This is a genomic window from Jannaschia sp. W003 (assembly GCF_025144335.1).
Classification (GTDB): domain Bacteria; phylum Pseudomonadota; class Alphaproteobacteria; order Rhodobacterales; family Rhodobacteraceae; genus Jannaschia.
In genome coordinates, this window is the sequence record NZ_CP083539.1 from 1,495,031 (window position 1) to 1,509,674 (window position 14,644).

Annotated in this window: 20 protein-coding genes; all 20 read left to right on the forward strand. The window is 73.2% G+C overall.

The window, feature by feature from the left end; translation table 11 throughout:
• The first annotated feature begins 30 nt into the window (after positions 1-30).
• A complete protein-coding gene (locus tag K3554_RS07305) occupies positions 31-702 on the forward strand; it encodes a glutathione S-transferase family protein (RefSeq protein ID WP_259945438.1) in 672 nt (223 codons plus the stop codon).
• Between the two features lie 106 nt (positions 703-808).
• Entirely contained in the window at positions 809-1,660 is an 852-nt protein-coding gene (locus tag K3554_RS07310) for a hydroxymethylglutaryl-CoA lyase (protein WP_259945440.1), read from the forward strand.
• Complete coding sequence (locus K3554_RS07315; protein ID WP_259945442.1) at positions 1,657-2,427, forward strand: crotonase/enoyl-CoA hydratase family protein; 771 nt, start codon at positions 1,657-1,659, stop codon at positions 2,425-2,427. Before K3554_RS07310 ends, K3554_RS07315 begins: the two co-directional genes overlap by 4 nt.
• A 67-nt stretch (positions 2,428-2,494) precedes the next feature.
• Positions 2,495-3,610 (forward strand): lytic murein transglycosylase, encoded by a 1,116-nt coding sequence (locus tag K3554_RS07320; RefSeq protein WP_259945444.1) that lies wholly within the window; start codon positions 2,495-2,497, stop codon positions 3,608-3,610.
• Positions 3,611-3,818: 208 nt separating this feature from the next.
• Complete coding sequence (locus tag K3554_RS07325) at positions 3,819-4,184, forward strand: NADH-quinone oxidoreductase subunit A (protein ID WP_259945446.1); 366 nt, start codon at positions 3,819-3,821, stop codon at positions 4,182-4,184.
• A 320-nt stretch (positions 4,185-4,504) separates the two neighbouring features.
• The gene (locus K3554_RS07330) at positions 4,505-4,909 is read left to right on the forward strand and encodes a CopG family transcriptional regulator (RefSeq protein ID WP_259945449.1); all 405 of its coding nucleotides are present in this window, start codon (positions 4,505-4,507) and stop codon (positions 4,907-4,909) included.
• Positions 4,910-4,932: 23 nt separating this feature from the next.
• Entirely contained in the window at positions 4,933-6,033 is a 1,101-nt protein-coding gene (locus tag K3554_RS07335; RefSeq protein WP_259945451.1) for a PHB depolymerase family esterase, read from the forward strand.
• A 155-nt stretch (positions 6,034-6,188) separates the two neighbouring features.
• Positions 6,189-6,722 (forward strand): NADH-quinone oxidoreductase subunit B family protein, encoded by a 534-nt coding sequence (locus K3554_RS07340; RefSeq protein WP_055084349.1) that lies wholly within the window; start codon positions 6,189-6,191, stop codon positions 6,720-6,722.
• 31 nt (positions 6,723-6,753) lie between these two features.
• On the forward strand, positions 6,754-7,392 hold the full coding sequence (locus tag K3554_RS07345; RefSeq protein ID WP_259945459.1) for an NADH-quinone oxidoreductase subunit C: 639 nt from the start codon (positions 6,754-6,756) through the stop codon (positions 7,390-7,392).
• Entirely contained in the window at positions 7,389-7,607 is a 219-nt protein-coding gene (locus tag K3554_RS07350) for a hypothetical protein (RefSeq protein WP_259945461.1), read from the forward strand. The genes K3554_RS07345 and K3554_RS07350 overlap by 4 nt, the downstream gene beginning before the upstream one ends.
• Positions 7,604-8,848: an NADH-quinone oxidoreductase subunit D gene (locus K3554_RS07355; RefSeq protein WP_259945462.1), complete on the forward strand. Its 1,245-nt coding sequence runs from the start codon at positions 7,604-7,606 to the stop codon at positions 8,846-8,848. Before K3554_RS07350 ends, K3554_RS07355 begins: the two co-directional genes overlap by 4 nt.
• Positions 8,849-8,890: 42 nt before the next feature.
• Positions 8,891-9,286 (forward strand): hypothetical protein, encoded by a 396-nt coding sequence (locus tag K3554_RS07360; protein ID WP_259945463.1) that lies wholly within the window; start codon positions 8,891-8,893, stop codon positions 9,284-9,286.
• Positions 9,279-9,596, forward strand: coding sequence for a hypothetical protein (locus tag K3554_RS07365; RefSeq protein WP_259945465.1), 318 nt, complete (start codon positions 9,279-9,281; stop codon positions 9,594-9,596). The genes K3554_RS07360 and K3554_RS07365 overlap by 8 nt, the downstream gene beginning before the upstream one ends.
• A gap of 76 nt (positions 9,597-9,672) precedes the next feature.
• Positions 9,673-11,181 carry an NADH-quinone oxidoreductase subunit NuoE gene (gene nuoE / locus K3554_RS07370; protein WP_259945467.1) on the forward strand — a complete coding sequence of 503 codons (1,509 nt, stop codon included), beginning with the start codon at positions 9,673-9,675 and terminating at the stop codon, positions 11,179-11,181.
• A 201-nt stretch (positions 11,182-11,382) separates the two neighbouring features.
• Positions 11,383-11,595 (forward strand): DUF5337 domain-containing protein, encoded by a 213-nt coding sequence (locus K3554_RS07375; protein WP_259945469.1) that lies wholly within the window; start codon positions 11,383-11,385, stop codon positions 11,593-11,595.
• Between the two features lie 5 nt (positions 11,596-11,600).
• A complete protein-coding gene (nuoF, locus tag K3554_RS07380) occupies positions 11,601-12,896 on the forward strand; it encodes an NADH-quinone oxidoreductase subunit NuoF (RefSeq protein WP_259945471.1) in 1,296 nt (431 codons plus the stop codon).
• Between the two features lie 6 nt (positions 12,897-12,902).
• Positions 12,903-13,310 carry an MAPEG family protein gene (locus tag K3554_RS07385; protein ID WP_259945472.1) on the forward strand — a complete coding sequence of 136 codons (408 nt, stop codon included), beginning with the start codon at positions 12,903-12,905 and terminating at the stop codon, positions 13,308-13,310.
• The gene (locus K3554_RS07390; RefSeq protein ID WP_259945475.1) at positions 13,307-13,699 is read left to right on the forward strand and encodes a DUF5333 domain-containing protein; all 393 of its coding nucleotides are present in this window, start codon (positions 13,307-13,309) and stop codon (positions 13,697-13,699) included. Before K3554_RS07385 ends, K3554_RS07390 begins: the two co-directional genes overlap by 4 nt.
• Entirely contained in the window at positions 13,696-14,076 is a 381-nt protein-coding gene (locus K3554_RS07395) for a hypothetical protein (RefSeq protein WP_259945477.1), read from the forward strand. Before K3554_RS07390 ends, K3554_RS07395 begins: the two co-directional genes overlap by 4 nt.
• A 92-nt stretch (positions 14,077-14,168) precedes the next feature.
• Complete coding sequence (locus K3554_RS07400) at positions 14,169-14,564, forward strand: DUF5333 domain-containing protein (protein WP_259945479.1); 396 nt, start codon at positions 14,169-14,171, stop codon at positions 14,562-14,564.
• The last annotated feature ends 80 nt before the right edge of the window (positions 14,565-14,644 follow it).

Here is a 14,644-nt window from a genome sequence, read left to right on the forward strand (position 1 = left end):
CCGAGGTATTTTCGGCAAGATGAGGGCCACATGATCCGCTTGCACCACTGCCCGCAGACCCGCTCGATGCGCACGCTCTGGCTCTTGCACGAGCTGGGCGTGCCGTTCGAGGTCACCGAATGGCCCTTCGACAAGGCGCTCCGCTCGGCCGAGTTCCTAGCCCTCAACCCAGTGGGCCGGGTGCCCGCGCTGGAGATGGACGGGCGGTCGCTCTGGGAGACCGGGGCGATCACCGAAGTGCTGTGCGAGCGCTTCCCGGACGCCGGGCTGGGCCGCGCGCCGGGTCATGCCGAGCGCGCCGACTGGCTGATCTGGGTCCACTTCTCGGAGACGATCTCGACCCACGCGCAGGTGCTCACCCAGCAGCACGTCATGCTGCGCGAGGACTGGATGCGCTCTCCGGTGGTGATGAAGCTGGAGGCCGCCCGCCTCGGCAAGTGCTTCGACGCCGTGGAGCGGGGGCTGGCGGGGGACTGGCTGCTCGCCGGGGGCTTCTCGGCGGCGGACGTGAGCGTGGCGCAGGCGGTCTACATGGCGCGCCACTTCGCCCACATCGGCGAGCGGCCGCGCCTCCAGGAATGGTACGACCGCTGCGCCGCGCGCGAGGGCTTCCGGGCGAGCCTGCCGACGGCGGGCGGTGCGCTCTACCCGCGGGAGTTCTTCGAGCCACCCGAGGTGGTGCCACCGGAGGGAAAGCGATGAGCGATGCAGTAGAGATATTCGAGGCGCCCCCGGACCGTGGCGCCAGTGGCGCCGCGAAAGCCGGGGGCGCGGGACGGAACGGCGCGGCTTGGCGGGAGAGCGGGCGGTGAGCGATAGCGTAGAAATCTTCGAAGTCGGCCCCCGCGACGGCCTGCAGAACGAGGCGCGCGCGATCCCCACCGCTGCCAAGGTCGCCCTCGTGGACGCCCTGTCGGACGCCGGCTTCCGCCGCATCGAGGCGGCCAGCTTCGTGTCCCCGAAATGGGTGCCGCAGATGGCCGACTCCGCCGAGGTGCTGGCGGGCATCCGCCGCGCCCCCGGCGTGCGCTACGCCGCGCTGACCCCCAACATGAAGGGATACGAACGCGCCCGCGCGGCGAAGGCTGACGAGGTGGCGATCTTCGGATCGGCCTCGGAAGGGTTCGCGAAGGCCAACCTCAACGCCACCGTGGCCGAGAGCCTGGAGCGGTTCCGCCCCGTGGCCGAGGCATCACGCGCCGACGGCGTGCCGGTGCGCGGCTACGTCTCGGTGGTAGTCGAATGCCCCTTCGACGGCGCCGTGCCGCCGGGCGACGTGGCCCGCGTGGTCGCCGCCCTGCGGGACATGGGCTGCTACGAGGTGTCCCTGGGCGACACCATCGGACGCGGAACGCCCGAGGCGGTGGACGCCATGCTTTCGGCGGTGCTCGGCGAGATGGAGGCGGACAAGCTCGCCGGCCACTTCCACGATACGAGCGGCCGGGCGCTGGAGAACGTCGACGTCGGCCTCGCGCGCGGTCTGCGCGTGTTCGACGCCGCCGTGGGCGGGCTCGGCGGCTGCCCCTACGCGCCGGGCGCCGCCGGCAACGTCGCCACCGAGGCGGTGCTCGCCCACGTCGAGTCGAAGGGCTTCGCCACCGGGCTGGATGCGGCGAAGGTGGCCGAGGCGGGACGGATGGCGAGGGAGATGCGCCCATGACGATCACCGTAAGCTGCGACGAACGGGGCGTGGCGACCGTGACGCTCGACCGCCCCGACGTCCACAACGCGCTCGAAGCCGCGACGATGGACGCGCTGACGGCCTTCGCCCGCGCGCCCGACGCCCGCGTGGTGGTGCTGACCGGGGCAGGGGCCTCGTTCTGCGCCGGCGGCGACCTGCGATGGATGCGCGCTCAGTTCGACGCGACCCCCGAGGGGCGGCGCCGGGAGGCCGAGCGGCTCGCCCACATGCTCGGCGCGCTGGATGCCATGGACGTGCCGCTGGTGGCGCGCGTCAACGGCGCGGCCTTCGGCGGCGGCGTGGGCATGGCCTGCGTGGCCGACGTGGCGGTGGCGAGCCAAGAGGCCAAGTTCGGCCTGACCGAGACCCGCCTCGGCCTGATCCCCGCGACCATCGGACCCTACGTGGTGGGCCGCATGGGCGAGGGGCGCGCGCGGCAGGTCTTCATGTCCTCGCGCCGCTTCGGGGCGGACGAGGCCGTGCGCCTCGGCATCGTCGCCCGCGCGGTGCCGGCCGCCGATCTGGACGCCGCCGTCGAGGCCGAGGTCGCGCCCTACCTCGCCTGCGCCCCCGGCGCCGTGCGCGACGCCAAGCGCCTCGCGCGGATGCTGGGCGGATCGGTGACGGAAGACACCGTCGCCCGCTCCATCGACGCGCTCATGGCCCGCTGGGAGGACCCGGAGGCGCGCGAGGGCGTGGGCGCCTTCTTCGATCGGCGGAAGCCCGACTGGTCGACGGAAGGCTGACGAGCCCGCTTGCCGCGCGGGGGCGGGCGATTCATATGCCGGGACTCACCGTCCCGGGAGCCGAACCATGTTCACGCGCCGCGCCTTCGTCCTGAGCACCCTCGCGCTCGCCGCCTGCACCGCCGAGGCGCAGGTCCGCCCCGTGCCCCGCGGCGCCGATCCGGGGCTGGTGCCCCAGCGGACGGCCAACTGGCTCGCCTGGGTCGAGGGCTACAAGCCCCGCGCGCGCTCGGCCGGCATCGACGCGGGCGTGATCGACCGGGCCTTCGCGCGGGCCGGCTACCTCGCCGGCGTCGTCGAGCGCGACCGCAACCAGACCGAATTCAAGCGCTCGTTCGAGGACTACCTGCAGCTGGTCGCCTCCGAGGAGCGGGTGCGGCTGGGCCGGGAAGCCTTCGCGCGCCAGCGCTCGAAGCTCGAGGCCATCGAGGCCCGCCACGGCGTGCCCGCCGAGGTCGTGGCCGCCATCTGGGGCGTCGAGAGCCGCTACGGCGAGCGGCGCGGCGACATCGGCGTGGTCTCGGCCACCTCGACGCTGGCCTACGACGGGCGGCGCGGCTCGTTCTTCGAGAAGCAGCTGACGGCCGCCCTCCGGATCCTCCAGCGCGGCGACACCACGCCGGACCGCCTCGTCGGCTCCTGGGCCGGCGCCATGGGGCACACCCAGTTCATCCCCACCTCCTACCAGGCCTACGCGGTGGACTTCGACGGCGACGGCCGACGCGACATCTGGAGCGACGACCCTTCGGACGCGCTGGCCTCCACGGCGGCCTACCTGGAGCGTTCCGGCTGGCGGCGGGGCGAGCGCTGGGGCGGCGAGACCGGCTCGGGCGGGCTCCAGCCCGACCCCGGCGGCCCGCGTTTCGCCACGGGGCGCAACTTCGGCGTCATCAAGCGCTACAACAACTCCGACAGCTACGCGCTGGCCGTCGGCTACCTGTCGGACCGCATCGCGGGGGCGGGGCCGCTGGAGGCCAGCTTCGGCCCCGATCGCTACGGCCTCACGCTCGCCGAACGCCAGGAGCTGCAGCGCCGCCTCGGTGCGGCGGGCTTCGACGCGGGCAAGCCCGACGGCGTGATCGGCACCGGCACCCGCGAAGCCATCGAGGCCGCGCAGCGGAGCCTCGGGGTGGCGGTGACGGGCGATCCCAGCCCCGCGCTCCTGCGCGCGCTGGGCGGGTAGGGGGGGCGCCCCGCCGCGCCCCGGCCCCGCGCCGGGGCCTCCGGCAGCCGTAGGCGGTGCCGTTCCGGAGCGAAGCGCCCGCGGTGGGCCGAGGCCCCGGCGCAAGGCCGGGGCGTGCGGCACCCGCGAACCTCGGGACCGCCCCCAACCCTTGCTCCCGCTCCCCCCGCGCCCTAGACCACACGAAACCCCCACGGAGGCCCCCGCCATGGACGCGATGCTGCGCGAGTACCTGCCCATCCTGATGTTCCTCGGCGTGGCGATCGCGCTCGGGGTGGTGCTGATCCTGGCCGCCGCGGTGGTGGCGGTGCGCAACCCCGACCCCGAGAAGGTCTCGGCCTACGAGTGCGGCTTCAACGCCTTCGACGACGCGCGCATGAAGTTCGACGTGCGCTTCTACCTCGTGGCGATCCTGTTCATCATCTTCGACCTCGAGATCGCGATGCTGTTCCCCTGGGCGGTCAGCTTCGCGGCGATCTCCGAGGCGGCGTTCTGGTCGATGATGGCGTTCATCGCCGTGCTCACCGTGGGCTTTGCCTACGAGTGGAAGAAGGGCGCGCTGGATTGGGAATGACGAGCGGTCCGACGGTTTGACCGTCGGATCGGTCGGTCCAGTGGACCGACCGAAGCGAGGAACCCCGCCGCGCAAGCGGCGGGGTCCGTCATTTCCGCGGGTGCGCAATCACCACCTACAACCCTGACCCGACCCCAGAACCCCGTCGCACCCGCGGCGGGGTTCTCGCGTTTCCCCACCCATGCCCCCGCCGCATCGCGGCAATGCGTGAACCCTCGCCATCTCAACACGTTGCCCCGACGTGACCCACCCCGGCGCGCCCTTGCGCTGCACTGCAGCACGACCATATACCATCCAAGTGGATGGAAGGAGCCGCCCCCGTGCCGAAGAAGATCAAGCCCGTGGACACCGAGAAGGTCACCGTGAACCTCGGCTACGTGGACCTCGGCCGCATCGACCTCCTGGTCGAGGAGGGCTTCTACACCAGCCGCACCGACTTCATCCGCTCCGCTATCCGCGCCCAGCTCGCCGCCCAGGGCGGCGAGGTCGAGGCCTTGGTGGAGCGGCGCACGCTCGACATGGGCCTGCGCGACATCGACCGCGCCGAGCTCGAGGCCGCGCGCCGCGCCGGCGAGGTGCTGCACGTCAAGGTCGTCGGGCTCGCCCGGCTCGCCTCCGACATCGACCCCGAGCTGGCGCGCGCCGCGATCGGCTCGATCACCGTGCTGGGGGCGCTGCAGGCCTCCCCGGCGCTCAAGGACGCCCTGCGGGATCGCATCCGCTGATCCCCCACCCGAGGAGACGACCAATGTCCCAGGACTTCATGGCGGCCATGCGCCGCTCGCTCGACGCCGTGCGCGCCGGCGACCCCGCCGCCGCCACGCGGATGATCCAGTCCGCGCTGGGCGGGGGCACCGCGCCCGCCTCCGCGCCCGAGGCCGAACCGGCATCCGAGGCCAAGCCCCGTCGCCGCGCGCCCCGCGTCGAGGATGCCGAGGTGCTGGGCGAGACGCCGCCCCGCGCCCGCAGCAGCCTGCGCGAGACCGTCGCCCGCCTGCGCCGCCGCTCGGCGCCCGCCGCGGCGCCCGAGATCGCGCCCGGCGCGGTGTGGGAGGAGCGGCGCCACGCCTCGCCCTTTGGTACCCGTGCCTACAAACTCTACGTGCCCGCCGCGGTCGCCGCGGGAGGCGCGGCCGAGGGCCTCGTGGTGATGCTCCACGGCTGCACCCAGAATCCCGACGACTTCGCCCGGGGCACGCGCATGAACGCGCTGGCCGAGACGCACGGGCTCGTGGTCGCCTACCCGGCGCAGGAGCGGACCCACAACATGCAGGCCTGCTGGAACTGGTTCCAGCCCGGGGATCAGGGCCGCAGCGGCGAGTCCGCGCTCGTGGCCGATCTCGCCCGCGCCCTGGCGGCCGAGCACGGGGTCGCGGGCCGCGTGATGGTGGCCGGCCTCTCGGCGGGCGGCGCCATGGCCGCCGAGACCGCCGAGGCGCACCCGGAGATCTTCGCCGCCGCCGGCATCCACTCGGGCCTGGTCCCCGGCTCGGCGCGCGACATGCCGGGCGCCTTCGCGGCCATGCGCGGCGACGGGGCGGGGCGGGCGCACGCGCCCGCGGTGCCCACGATCCTGTTCCACGGCGACGCCGACCGCACGGTCGCGCCCGCCAACGCCGAGGGCTACGCGAAGGCCCTGCAGGACGCGAAGCGCCGCGCGGGCAGCGCCGGCGGGCGCGCCTGGGAGGTGGAGGCCGGCAGCACGGCGTCGGGCACCCCGGTGGAGCTGTGGCGCGTGCGCGGCGCGGGCCACGCCTGGCAGGGCGGGGATGCCTCCGGCTCCTATGCCGATGCCGCCGGCCCGGACGCCTCGGCCGAGATGGTGCGCTTCCTGCTCGCCCGCGGCTAGGGCGGGCGGATCGGTCGCACCTCCGGGGCTGGGAGCGAAGGCGCCCGGCCCCTATCTTCTCCCGTGTCCCTCGCGTTGACCGCTCGGGGGGCGCGGGCTACACCGCGACCCGACCGGAAGCGGCAGGCCTCCGACCTCCAGACAGGGAATGCTCCATGGGCGTGCAGACCGGACTGAACACCGCGGGCGGCGACAAGGAGCATGCGACGCAGCTCCTGAACCGCGAGCTGCAGGACAAGGGCTTCCTGCTCACCTCCACCGAGGACATCATCAACTGGGCGCGCACCGGCTCGCTCCACTGGATGACCTTCGGCCTGGCCTGCTGCGCCGTGGAGATGATGCACACCGCCATGCCGCGCTACGACATGGAGCGCTTCGGCACCGCGCCGCGCGCGAGCCCTCGCCAGTCCGACCTGATGATCGTGGCCGGCACGCTGACCAACAAGATGGCCCCCGCCTTGCGCAAGGTCTACGACCAGATGCCCGAGCCGCGCTACGTGCTCTCCATGGGCTCCTGCGCCAACGGCGGCGGCTACTACCACTACAGCTACTCGGTGGTGCGCGGCTGCGACCGCATCGTGCCCGTGGACCTGTACGTCCCCGGCTGCCCGCCCACGGCCGAGGCGCTGCTCTACGGCCTGCTCCAGCTCCAGCGGAAGATCCGCCGCACCGGGACGCTCGTGCGATGAGCGCCGCATGCCAACCGAAGGGAACCCGCTGATGGCCCTCGTCCGCACCGCCCACGTGGGCGACCCCGCCGCCCTCGAGGAGCTGGCCGCCCACCTGGAGGCCAAGCAGCCCGACCTCGTGGCCGCCGCCTCCGTGGACCGCGGCGAACTCACCCTCGACGTCCGGCCCTCGGACGTGCCCGCGCTGGTGGAGTTCCTTCAGTCCGACGAGACCTGCCGCTTCACCACCCTCGTGGACATCACCGCCGTGGACTGGCCCGGCGACGAGCGCCGCTTTGCGGTGGTCTACCACTTCCTCTCCATGCGCCGGAACCAGCGCATCCGCCTGCGCGCGCGCATCCGCGAGGAGGAGATGATGCCCTCCATCACCGCGATCCATCCGTGCGCCAACTGGTTCGAGCGCGAGATCTTCGACATGTTCGGCATCCTGTTTACGGACCACCCGGACCTGCGCCGCATCCTCACCGACTACGGCTTCCGCGGGCATCCCTTGCGCAAGGACTTCCCCACCACGGGCTACGTCGAGATGCGCTACGACGAGGCCAAGAAGCGCGTGGTCTACGAGCCGGTGAAGCTGACCCAGGAATACCGGATGTTCGACTTCGAGAGCCCTTGGGAGGGCGCCGACTACGTGCTGCCCGGCGACGAGAAGTCCGGGGGGCAGGCATGATGGACGACGGCGGCATGATGATGGCCGGCGGGGGGCTCTGGGGCCTCCTGCTGATGATCATGGTCGCCGCCGTCTTCGTCGTGCCCTTCTGGCTGCTGCTGCCGAAGTTCGGCTACTCCAAGTGGTTCGCCCTCCTGGCGGTGTTCCCGCTCCTCTCCCTGATCCTTCTGTGGGTGCTCGCCTTCTCCGAGCCCCGAAACCGCGAGGCGACATGATGGACGGCGATCTCCGGCAGGACCGCTACGACGACGGCTCTATCGACGTGCACACCGACGAGCAGTCGATCCGCAACTTCAACATCAACTTCGGCCCCCAGCACCCCGCCGCCCACGGCGTGCTCCGCCTCGTGCTGGAGCTCGACGGCGAGATCGTGGAGCGGTGCGACCCGCACATCGGCCTCCTGCACCGCGGCACCGAGAAGCTGATGGAGAGCCGCACCTACCTCCAGAACCTGCCCTACCTCGACCGCCTCGACTACGTGGCGCCCTTCAACCAGGAGCACGCCTGGTGCCTGGCGATCGAGAAGCTCATGGGCCTCGACATCCCCCGCCGCGCCTCGCTGATCCGCGTCCTCTACTGCGAGATCGGCCGCATCCTGAGCCACCTCCTCAACGTCACCACGCAGGCCATGGACGTGGGCGCGCTGACGCCGCCCCTCTGGGGCTTCGAGGAGCGCGAGAAGCTCATGGTGTTCTGCGAGCGCGCCTCGGGCGGCCGCATGCACATGGCCTACTGCCGCCCCGGCGGCGTGCACCAGGACCTGCCGCCCGACCTGATCGACGACATCGAGACCTGGATCGCGCACTTCCCGGCCGTGCTCGCCGACATCGACGGCCTCATCACCGAGAACCGCATCTTCAAGCAGCGCAACGTCGACATCGCCGTGGTCACCGAGCAGGAGGTCCTCGACTGGGGCTTCTCGGGCGTGATGGCGCGCGGGTCGGGCCTCGCGTGGGACCTGCGCCGCGCCCAGCCTTACGAGCTCTACGACGAGTTCGACTTCCTGATCCCCACGGGCACCAACGGCGATTGCTACGACCGCTACCTCGTGCGCATGGAGGAGATGCGCCAGAGCTTGCGCATCATGACCCAGTGCATCGAGAAGCTGCGCGCGCCCGAGGGCCGCGGCGACATCCTCGCGCGCGGCAAGGTCACGCCGCCCAAGCGCGGCGACATGAAGACCTCGATGGAAGCGCTGATCCACCACTTCAAGCTCTACACCGAGGGCTTCCACGTCCCCGAGGGCGAGGTCTACGCCGCCGTCGAGGCGCCCAAGGGCGAGTTCGGGGTCTACATGGTCTCGGACGGCTCGAACAAACCCTACCGCGCCAAGCTGCGCGCGCCGGGCTACCTGCACCTGCAGGCGATGGACCACGTCGCCACGGGCCACCAGCTCGCCGACGTGGCCGCGATCATCGGCACCATGGACGTGGTGTTCGGCGAGATCGACCGCTAGCCGAGGCTTGCGTTCCGGGGCGGGGGCGGGGATGGGTTGCGCATGAGACACGCCCTCTTCGCCTTCCCGCTCCTCGCCGCGTGCGTCCCGGCGCCCGACGCGCCCATCGCCCCGGCCCCCATTGGCCCCGCGGGCGTGCCCTCCGCGGCCCCGTCCGGGCCGGTCTCCATCCTCACGGCCGCCGACGCCGAAGCCTACGTGCTCGACTTCGCCGCCCGGCGCGGCTGCACCGTGTCGCTCGATGCGCTGGATGCCCAGCGCCGCGCCGACGGGCTCGCGCCTACGGAAGCGCAACTGGCCGGGCCGGGGGGCATCGCGCTCCTGCAGACCGCCGCGCTTGTGGACGCCGCGCCCTTCGCGCTGATCGACCGCGGCGTGCTGGTGCCCGACGCGGCCGACCCCCGGATCGTCACCTCGCGGGGGCCGGGCTGTGCGTAAGGCGCTGCTGACCCTCGCGCTCGCCGCCCTCGCCGCGCCCGCGGGCGCCCAGTCGCTGCGCTACGAGGGGGCGCTGGTGGAGGCGCTTCGCGTCCACGGCTGCTCGTTCGGGCTGGCCGAGGACGGCGAGCGCGTGCGCTTCGCTCGGCAGGTCTCGCGCAGCCTGCGCGTGCCCGCCATCGAGATCGCCGACCGCCGCTCGCCGCACTACCGCGCCCTGCAAGCGGCCATCGACTCGCTGGAGGCGCGCGGCGTGCTCGCCGTGGACCGCCGCGGCGCGACGCTGGCCCTCGCGGACTGCGGCGACTAGCCCGCCCGCCGCCGCTTGCCTCCGCCCGCGCCCGGCGGGTAGGAGGTGCCCGCGCCGACACCTGAAGGGGACGCCCATGCTCCGCCGCCTCCACGCCCAGCAGCCCGAGAGCTTCCGCTTCACGCCCCAGAACGAGGCCTGGGCCGAGGCGCAGGTCACGAAGTATCCCGAAGGCCGGCAGGCCTCCGCGATCATCCCGCTGCTCTGGCGCGCCCAGGAGCAGGAGGGCTGGCTCACCCGCCCCGCCATCGAGCACGTGGCCGAGCGGCTGGGCCTCGCCTACATCCGCGCCCTCGAGGTCGCGACCTTCTACTTCATGTTCCAGCTCCAGCCCGTGGGTCGGGCCGCGCACATCCAGATCTGCGGCACCACGTCCTGCATGATCTGCGGCGCCGAGGATCTGGTGGCCGTGTGCCGCGAGCGCATCGCGCCCAAGCCCCACCAGATCAGTGAGGACGGGATGCTGTCGTGGGAGGAGGTCGAGTGCCTCGGCGCCTGCTCCAACGCGCCCATGGCCCAGATCGGCAAGGACTACTACGAGGACCTGACGCCCGAGCGCATGGTCGAGCTGCTCGACGCCTTCCGCCGCGGCGACGTGCCCGAGCCGGGGCCCCAGAAGGGCCGCTGGGCCTCGGAGCCGGCGGGCGGGCTGACCTCGCTGAAGGATGCGGCGGGCGAGGCTGCCAACGCCTCCGTGGCCCTCGCGCGCGAGATCGGCGACACCCTCAAGCGCATCGACGGCACCGAGGTGCCGCTGCGCACCCCGTGGCACGTGGCCGAGCAGGCCGACCCCGACCCCGAGGCCGCCTCGCGCGATCCCATGATGCACCCCGACGGCCCCGACGGGCGCCCCGACGGCCGCGCGCCGGACGACGTGCCCGCCGACCGGGACCGCGGCGACAGCTCCGACGGCTATGCCAACGTCGACGGCTCCGAGGGCGATTCGATCGCCCGCCCCGCGCTCGACAGCGTGGCCGAGGACCCCGAGGGCCATCCCGGCGAGGGGCTGGGCGAGGCCGCGACCGCCGCCGAGCGCGGCGTCGATCCCTCGCCCCAGATCACCGGCACCACCGACGACGACGGCGAGCCCAAGGGCACCGAGACCGCGGCCGAGTCCACCTCCACCCCCGACGGCTCCACCGGCGCCGCCGACCCGCACGGCAAGTCCGGCGACATCTCGCCCCCCCGCGCCGACGCTCAGCAGGCGCCCGTGGGCCCGGGTGCGCGGTCCGAAGCGCGCGGCTCCGCGCCCGCCGCCGGCAGCGCCACGGGCCACGACGCCCAGACCGACGCGGGCGGCGTCTCGGGCGGGCCCGAGATCGGCGGCTCCGCCGGCGCGGGCCGCCGCCCCGAGGCCCTCAAGGAGCCGCGCGGCGGCGCCGACGACCTCAAGCTGATCCGCGGCGTCGGCCCGAAGCTGGAGACCATGCTCCACGACATGGGCGTCTTCCACTTCCGGCAGATCGCCGCCTGGGACGACGAGGAGCTGGCCTGGGTCGACTCCCACCTCGAGGGCTTCCGCGGCCGCGCCAGCCGCGACGAGTGGGTTGCGCAGGCGAAGCTCCTGAGCGAGACGAAGGGGTAGGGGGGGGCACGCCCTCGACCCGCCGCCCCATCCTCATCTTGCCCGAAATACCTCGGGGTCCGGGGCAGAGCCCCGGCGCTCCCGGGTATGCACGGGGGGCGTACGGGGGGTGTACGGGGGGCGCCCCCCTCCCGCCGCACCGATCCGCCGCACCCCCGCGCGCTTGACGGCGCCCGCCCCGGCTGGTCAAGAGAGCCGGACATGAGCGACCCCGCCCGCCACGCCGCCACGCAGCAGCGCCGCATCGGAGCCGTGATCCTAGGCACCTTCGCCCTGTGGATCGCGGTCCAGTTCGCGGCCTCGCGCCTGGGCTGGCCGGTGCGCTGGGTGGCCCTGGCCGACCTCGCGGCGCTGGCGGCGCTGGGCTGGGCCGTGGTGATGGCGGTGGGCCTCTGGCGCACCCGCAAGGAGTAGACGCGATGCTGAAGGACGAAGACCGGATCTTCACCAACCTGTACGGCATGGCCGATCGCAGCCTCGCCGGGGCAAAGGAGAGGGGGCACTGGGACGGCACCAAGCGGCTCCTGGAGATGGGCCGCGACGGCATCGTCCAGGTCATGAAGGACTCCGGCCTGCGGGGCCGCGGCGGCGCGGGCTTCCCGACCGGCCTTAAGTGGTCGTTCATGCCCAAGGAATCCGACGGGCGCCCCGCCTACCTCGTGGTCAACGCCGACGAGTCCGAGCCGGGCACCTGCAAGGACCGGGAGATCATGCGCCACGATCCGCACACGCTGATCGAAGGCTGCCTGATCGCCTCGTTCGCGATGGGCGCGAACGCCTGCTACATCTACCTGCGCGGCGAGTACATCCGCGAGCGCGAGGCGCTGCAGATCGCCGTGGACGAGGCCTACGACGCCGGGCTGATCGGCCGGAACGCCTGCGGCTCGGGCTACGACTTCGACCTCTACCTCCACCACGGCGCGGGCGCCTACATCTGCGGCGAGGAGACGGCCCTCCTTGAGTCCCTCGAGGGCAAGAAGGGCATGCCGCGCATGAAGCCGCCCTTCCCGGCAGGCGCGGGCCTCTACGGCTGCCCCACCACCGTGAACAACGTCGAGAGCATCGCCGTCGTCCCCACCATCCTGCGGCGCGGCGCGGACTGGTTCTCGTCGTTCGGGCGGCCCAACAACGCGGGCACCAAGCTGTTCGCGATCTCGGGCCACGTGAACCACCCCTGCGTGGTCGAGGAGGCCATGAGCATTCCGTTCGAGGAGCTGATCGACCGCCACTGCGGCGGCATCCGCGGCGGCTGGAAGAACCTCAAGGCGATCATCCCCGGCGGCTCCTCGGTGCCGCTGCTGCCCTCGGCGATCGCCAAGGAGGCGATCATGGACTTCGACTGGCTGCGCGAGCAGAAGTCGGGCCTGGGCACGGCGGCGGTGATCGTGATGGATCAGTCGACGGACGTCATCAAGGCGATCTGGCGGCTGGCGGCCTTCTACAAGCACGAGAGCTGCGGCCAGTGCACGCCCTGCCGGGAAGGCACCGGCTGGATGATGCGCGTCATGGACCGGCTGGTGCGCGGCGAGGCGGAGGTCGAGGAGATCGACATGCTGCTGGACGTCACCAAGCAGGTCGAGGGCCACACGATCTGCGCCCTCGGCGACGCCGCGGCCTGGCCGATCCAAGGTTTGATCCGGCACTTCCGCGACGAGATCGAGGACCGCATCAAGCACAAGCGCGCGGGCCGCGCGCCCGCCGTGGCCGCAGAGTAGGCCCCCTTGGACGCCTTCGATCCCTACGCCCACGCCATCGCCGCGCTCGCCCTGTGGGCGGTCGTGGTGCCGGTGCTGGCCGCCGTCTCCACGCGCGGGCGCACGTCCGACCGCGCGCCCTGCGGCAAGCCGGTGCGGGACTACGCCGATCCGTGGTACCGGCGCGAGCGGGCCTTCGCGAACGCGGTCGAGATCTCGGGGCCCTTCGTGGCCGCCACGGTGGCCGCGATCCTGGCCGGCGCGGCGCCCTTCTGGGTCAACCTGCTGGCCTCGCTCTTCATCGTGCTCCGCGTCGCCATGGCCGCCGTGCACGTCATGACCGAGAACCAGCCCGCCCGCTCGGCCTTCTGGTCGCTGGCGCTGCTCTGCGTTCTGGGACTGGCCGTGCTCGCCCTCGCGGGGGCCTTCGCGTGAGGGGCATCGGGGCGCTCGCGCTGATCCTCGCCGCCGCGCCGGCGCATGCGGCCGAGCCGGCGCCCGGCTATTTCGTGGATGCCGTGTTCGAAACCACCACGGCCCAGGCGCTGGCCAGGGGCTGCGCCGCGCTGTCGGTCGACCCCATCGCCGCCGCCCGCGTGACCGAGGACGTTCTGGGCCGCCTCACCGCCGACGGCTTCACCCCCGAGACGCTGGCCGAGCGCATGGACGACCCGGCGGACGCCATCGCCGAGCGCCAGGCGGCGTTCCTCGCGCGGCACGAACTCGCCGACGGCGCGCCCGAGGCGGCGGTCTGCGCTGCGGGCCGGGCCGAGATCGCCGAAGCCACGCCCCTCGGCGCGCTGCTGGTGGAGGTCGCGCCGTGAGGCTCGCGCTCCCGCTTCTCCTGGTGCTGGCGGGCTGCGGGCAGGTCGCCGCGGTCGGTTCGGCCGTGGGTGACCGGGTGCCGCGCCTGCCGCGGCTCGACAACCTGCGCGGCGAGGCCACCGAGATCGGCGGCGCCACGTTCCGCTCGCGCATCGCGGTGGACGCCGGCGACGCGCGCCGCTTCGCCGTCGCCACCCGTCCCGCCTCGCGCGGTCCCGCCGCCGCGCTGGAGGCCGGACGCGTGCGCGCCGTGCGCCACTGCCTCGAGACGGCGGGCGCCTCGGATATCCTCTGGAGCCTGCCTCCGGGCCGCGCCGGCGTCTCGCCGGGCGCGGGCGACACCGTCACCGTCGCGGGCCTCTGCGTGTCGCGCTGACGCCGGGGTGACGTCACCGCCCCTCGGCGCGGCGACATTGAATATCGGCGGCCCAGCCCCGACCTCTTGCGGCTCCAGCCCCCGGAGGTCCCATGACCCGATCCCTGCTAGCCGCCCTCGCAATTGCCACCGTCGCCGCCCCTGCCTCGGCGGGGCTGCGCGACGAGCGCGCCATCACCGAAGGGCTGATCACGATCGGCATCGCCTACGAGATCAGCGAGCGCTGCGCCTCCATCGACGCCCGCCGCTTCCGCGGCATCGCGGCGCTGCTGTCACTGCGCAACGAGGCCCGCGCCCTGGGCTACTCGGGCGCCGAGATCGAGGCCTTCATCGACGACCGCGCCGAGAAGGACCGCCTGGAGGCCATCGCCCGCGGGCGCCTCGCCAAGATGGGCGCGCCGGCGGGCGACGCCGAGGCGCACTGCCGCGTGGGCCGGGCCGAGGCGGCGCGGGGCAGCGCGGTGGGCCAGCTCCTCGACCCGCGATAGGGCGGGGCGCGACAACCTCGCCGCTGGCCCTCGGCGCGGGCAGGGGCTAGAACCCCGCGCAAGCAAAGAGACGGGGCGAG

Bases quoted from the DNA above. Each gene is read 5' to 3' on its own strand.
- K3554_RS07305 (WP_259945438.1), top strand. From the start codon at position 31: ATGATCCGCTTGCACCACTGCCCGCAGACCCGCTCGATGCGCACGCTC.
- K3554_RS07315 (WP_259945442.1), top strand. From the start codon at position 1,657: ATGACGATCACCGTAAGCTGCGACGAACGGGGCGTGGCGACCGTGACG.
- K3554_RS07320 (WP_259945444.1), top strand. From the start codon at position 2,495: ATGTTCACGCGCCGCGCCTTCGTCCTGAGCACCCTCGCGCTCGCCGCC.
- K3554_RS07325 (WP_259945446.1), top strand. From the start codon at position 3,819: ATGGACGCGATGCTGCGCGAGTACCTGCCCATCCTGATGTTCCTCGGC.
- K3554_RS07335 (WP_259945451.1), top strand. From the start codon at position 4,933: ATGTCCCAGGACTTCATGGCGGCCATGCGCCGCTCGCTCGACGCCGTG.
- K3554_RS07340 (WP_055084349.1), top strand. From the start codon at position 6,189: ATGGGCGTGCAGACCGGACTGAACACCGCGGGCGGCGACAAGGAGCAT.
- K3554_RS07345 (WP_259945459.1), top strand. From the start codon at position 6,754: ATGGCCCTCGTCCGCACCGCCCACGTGGGCGACCCCGCCGCCCTCGAG.
- K3554_RS07350 (WP_259945461.1), top strand. From the start codon at position 7,389: ATGATGGACGACGGCGGCATGATGATGGCCGGCGGGGGGCTCTGGGGC.
- K3554_RS07355 (WP_259945462.1), top strand. From the start codon at position 7,604: ATGATGGACGGCGATCTCCGGCAGGACCGCTACGACGACGGCTCTATC.
- K3554_RS07360 (WP_259945463.1), top strand. From the start codon at position 8,891: ATGAGACACGCCCTCTTCGCCTTCCCGCTCCTCGCCGCGTGCGTCCCG.
- nuoE (WP_259945467.1), top strand. From the start codon at position 9,673: ATGCTCCGCCGCCTCCACGCCCAGCAGCCCGAGAGCTTCCGCTTCACG.
- K3554_RS07375 (WP_259945469.1), top strand. From the start codon at position 11,383: ATGAGCGACCCCGCCCGCCACGCCGCCACGCAGCAGCGCCGCATCGGA.
- nuoF (WP_259945471.1), top strand. From the start codon at position 11,601: ATGCTGAAGGACGAAGACCGGATCTTCACCAACCTGTACGGCATGGCC.
- K3554_RS07400 (WP_259945479.1), top strand. From the start codon at position 14,169: ATGACCCGATCCCTGCTAGCCGCCCTCGCAATTGCCACCGTCGCCGCC.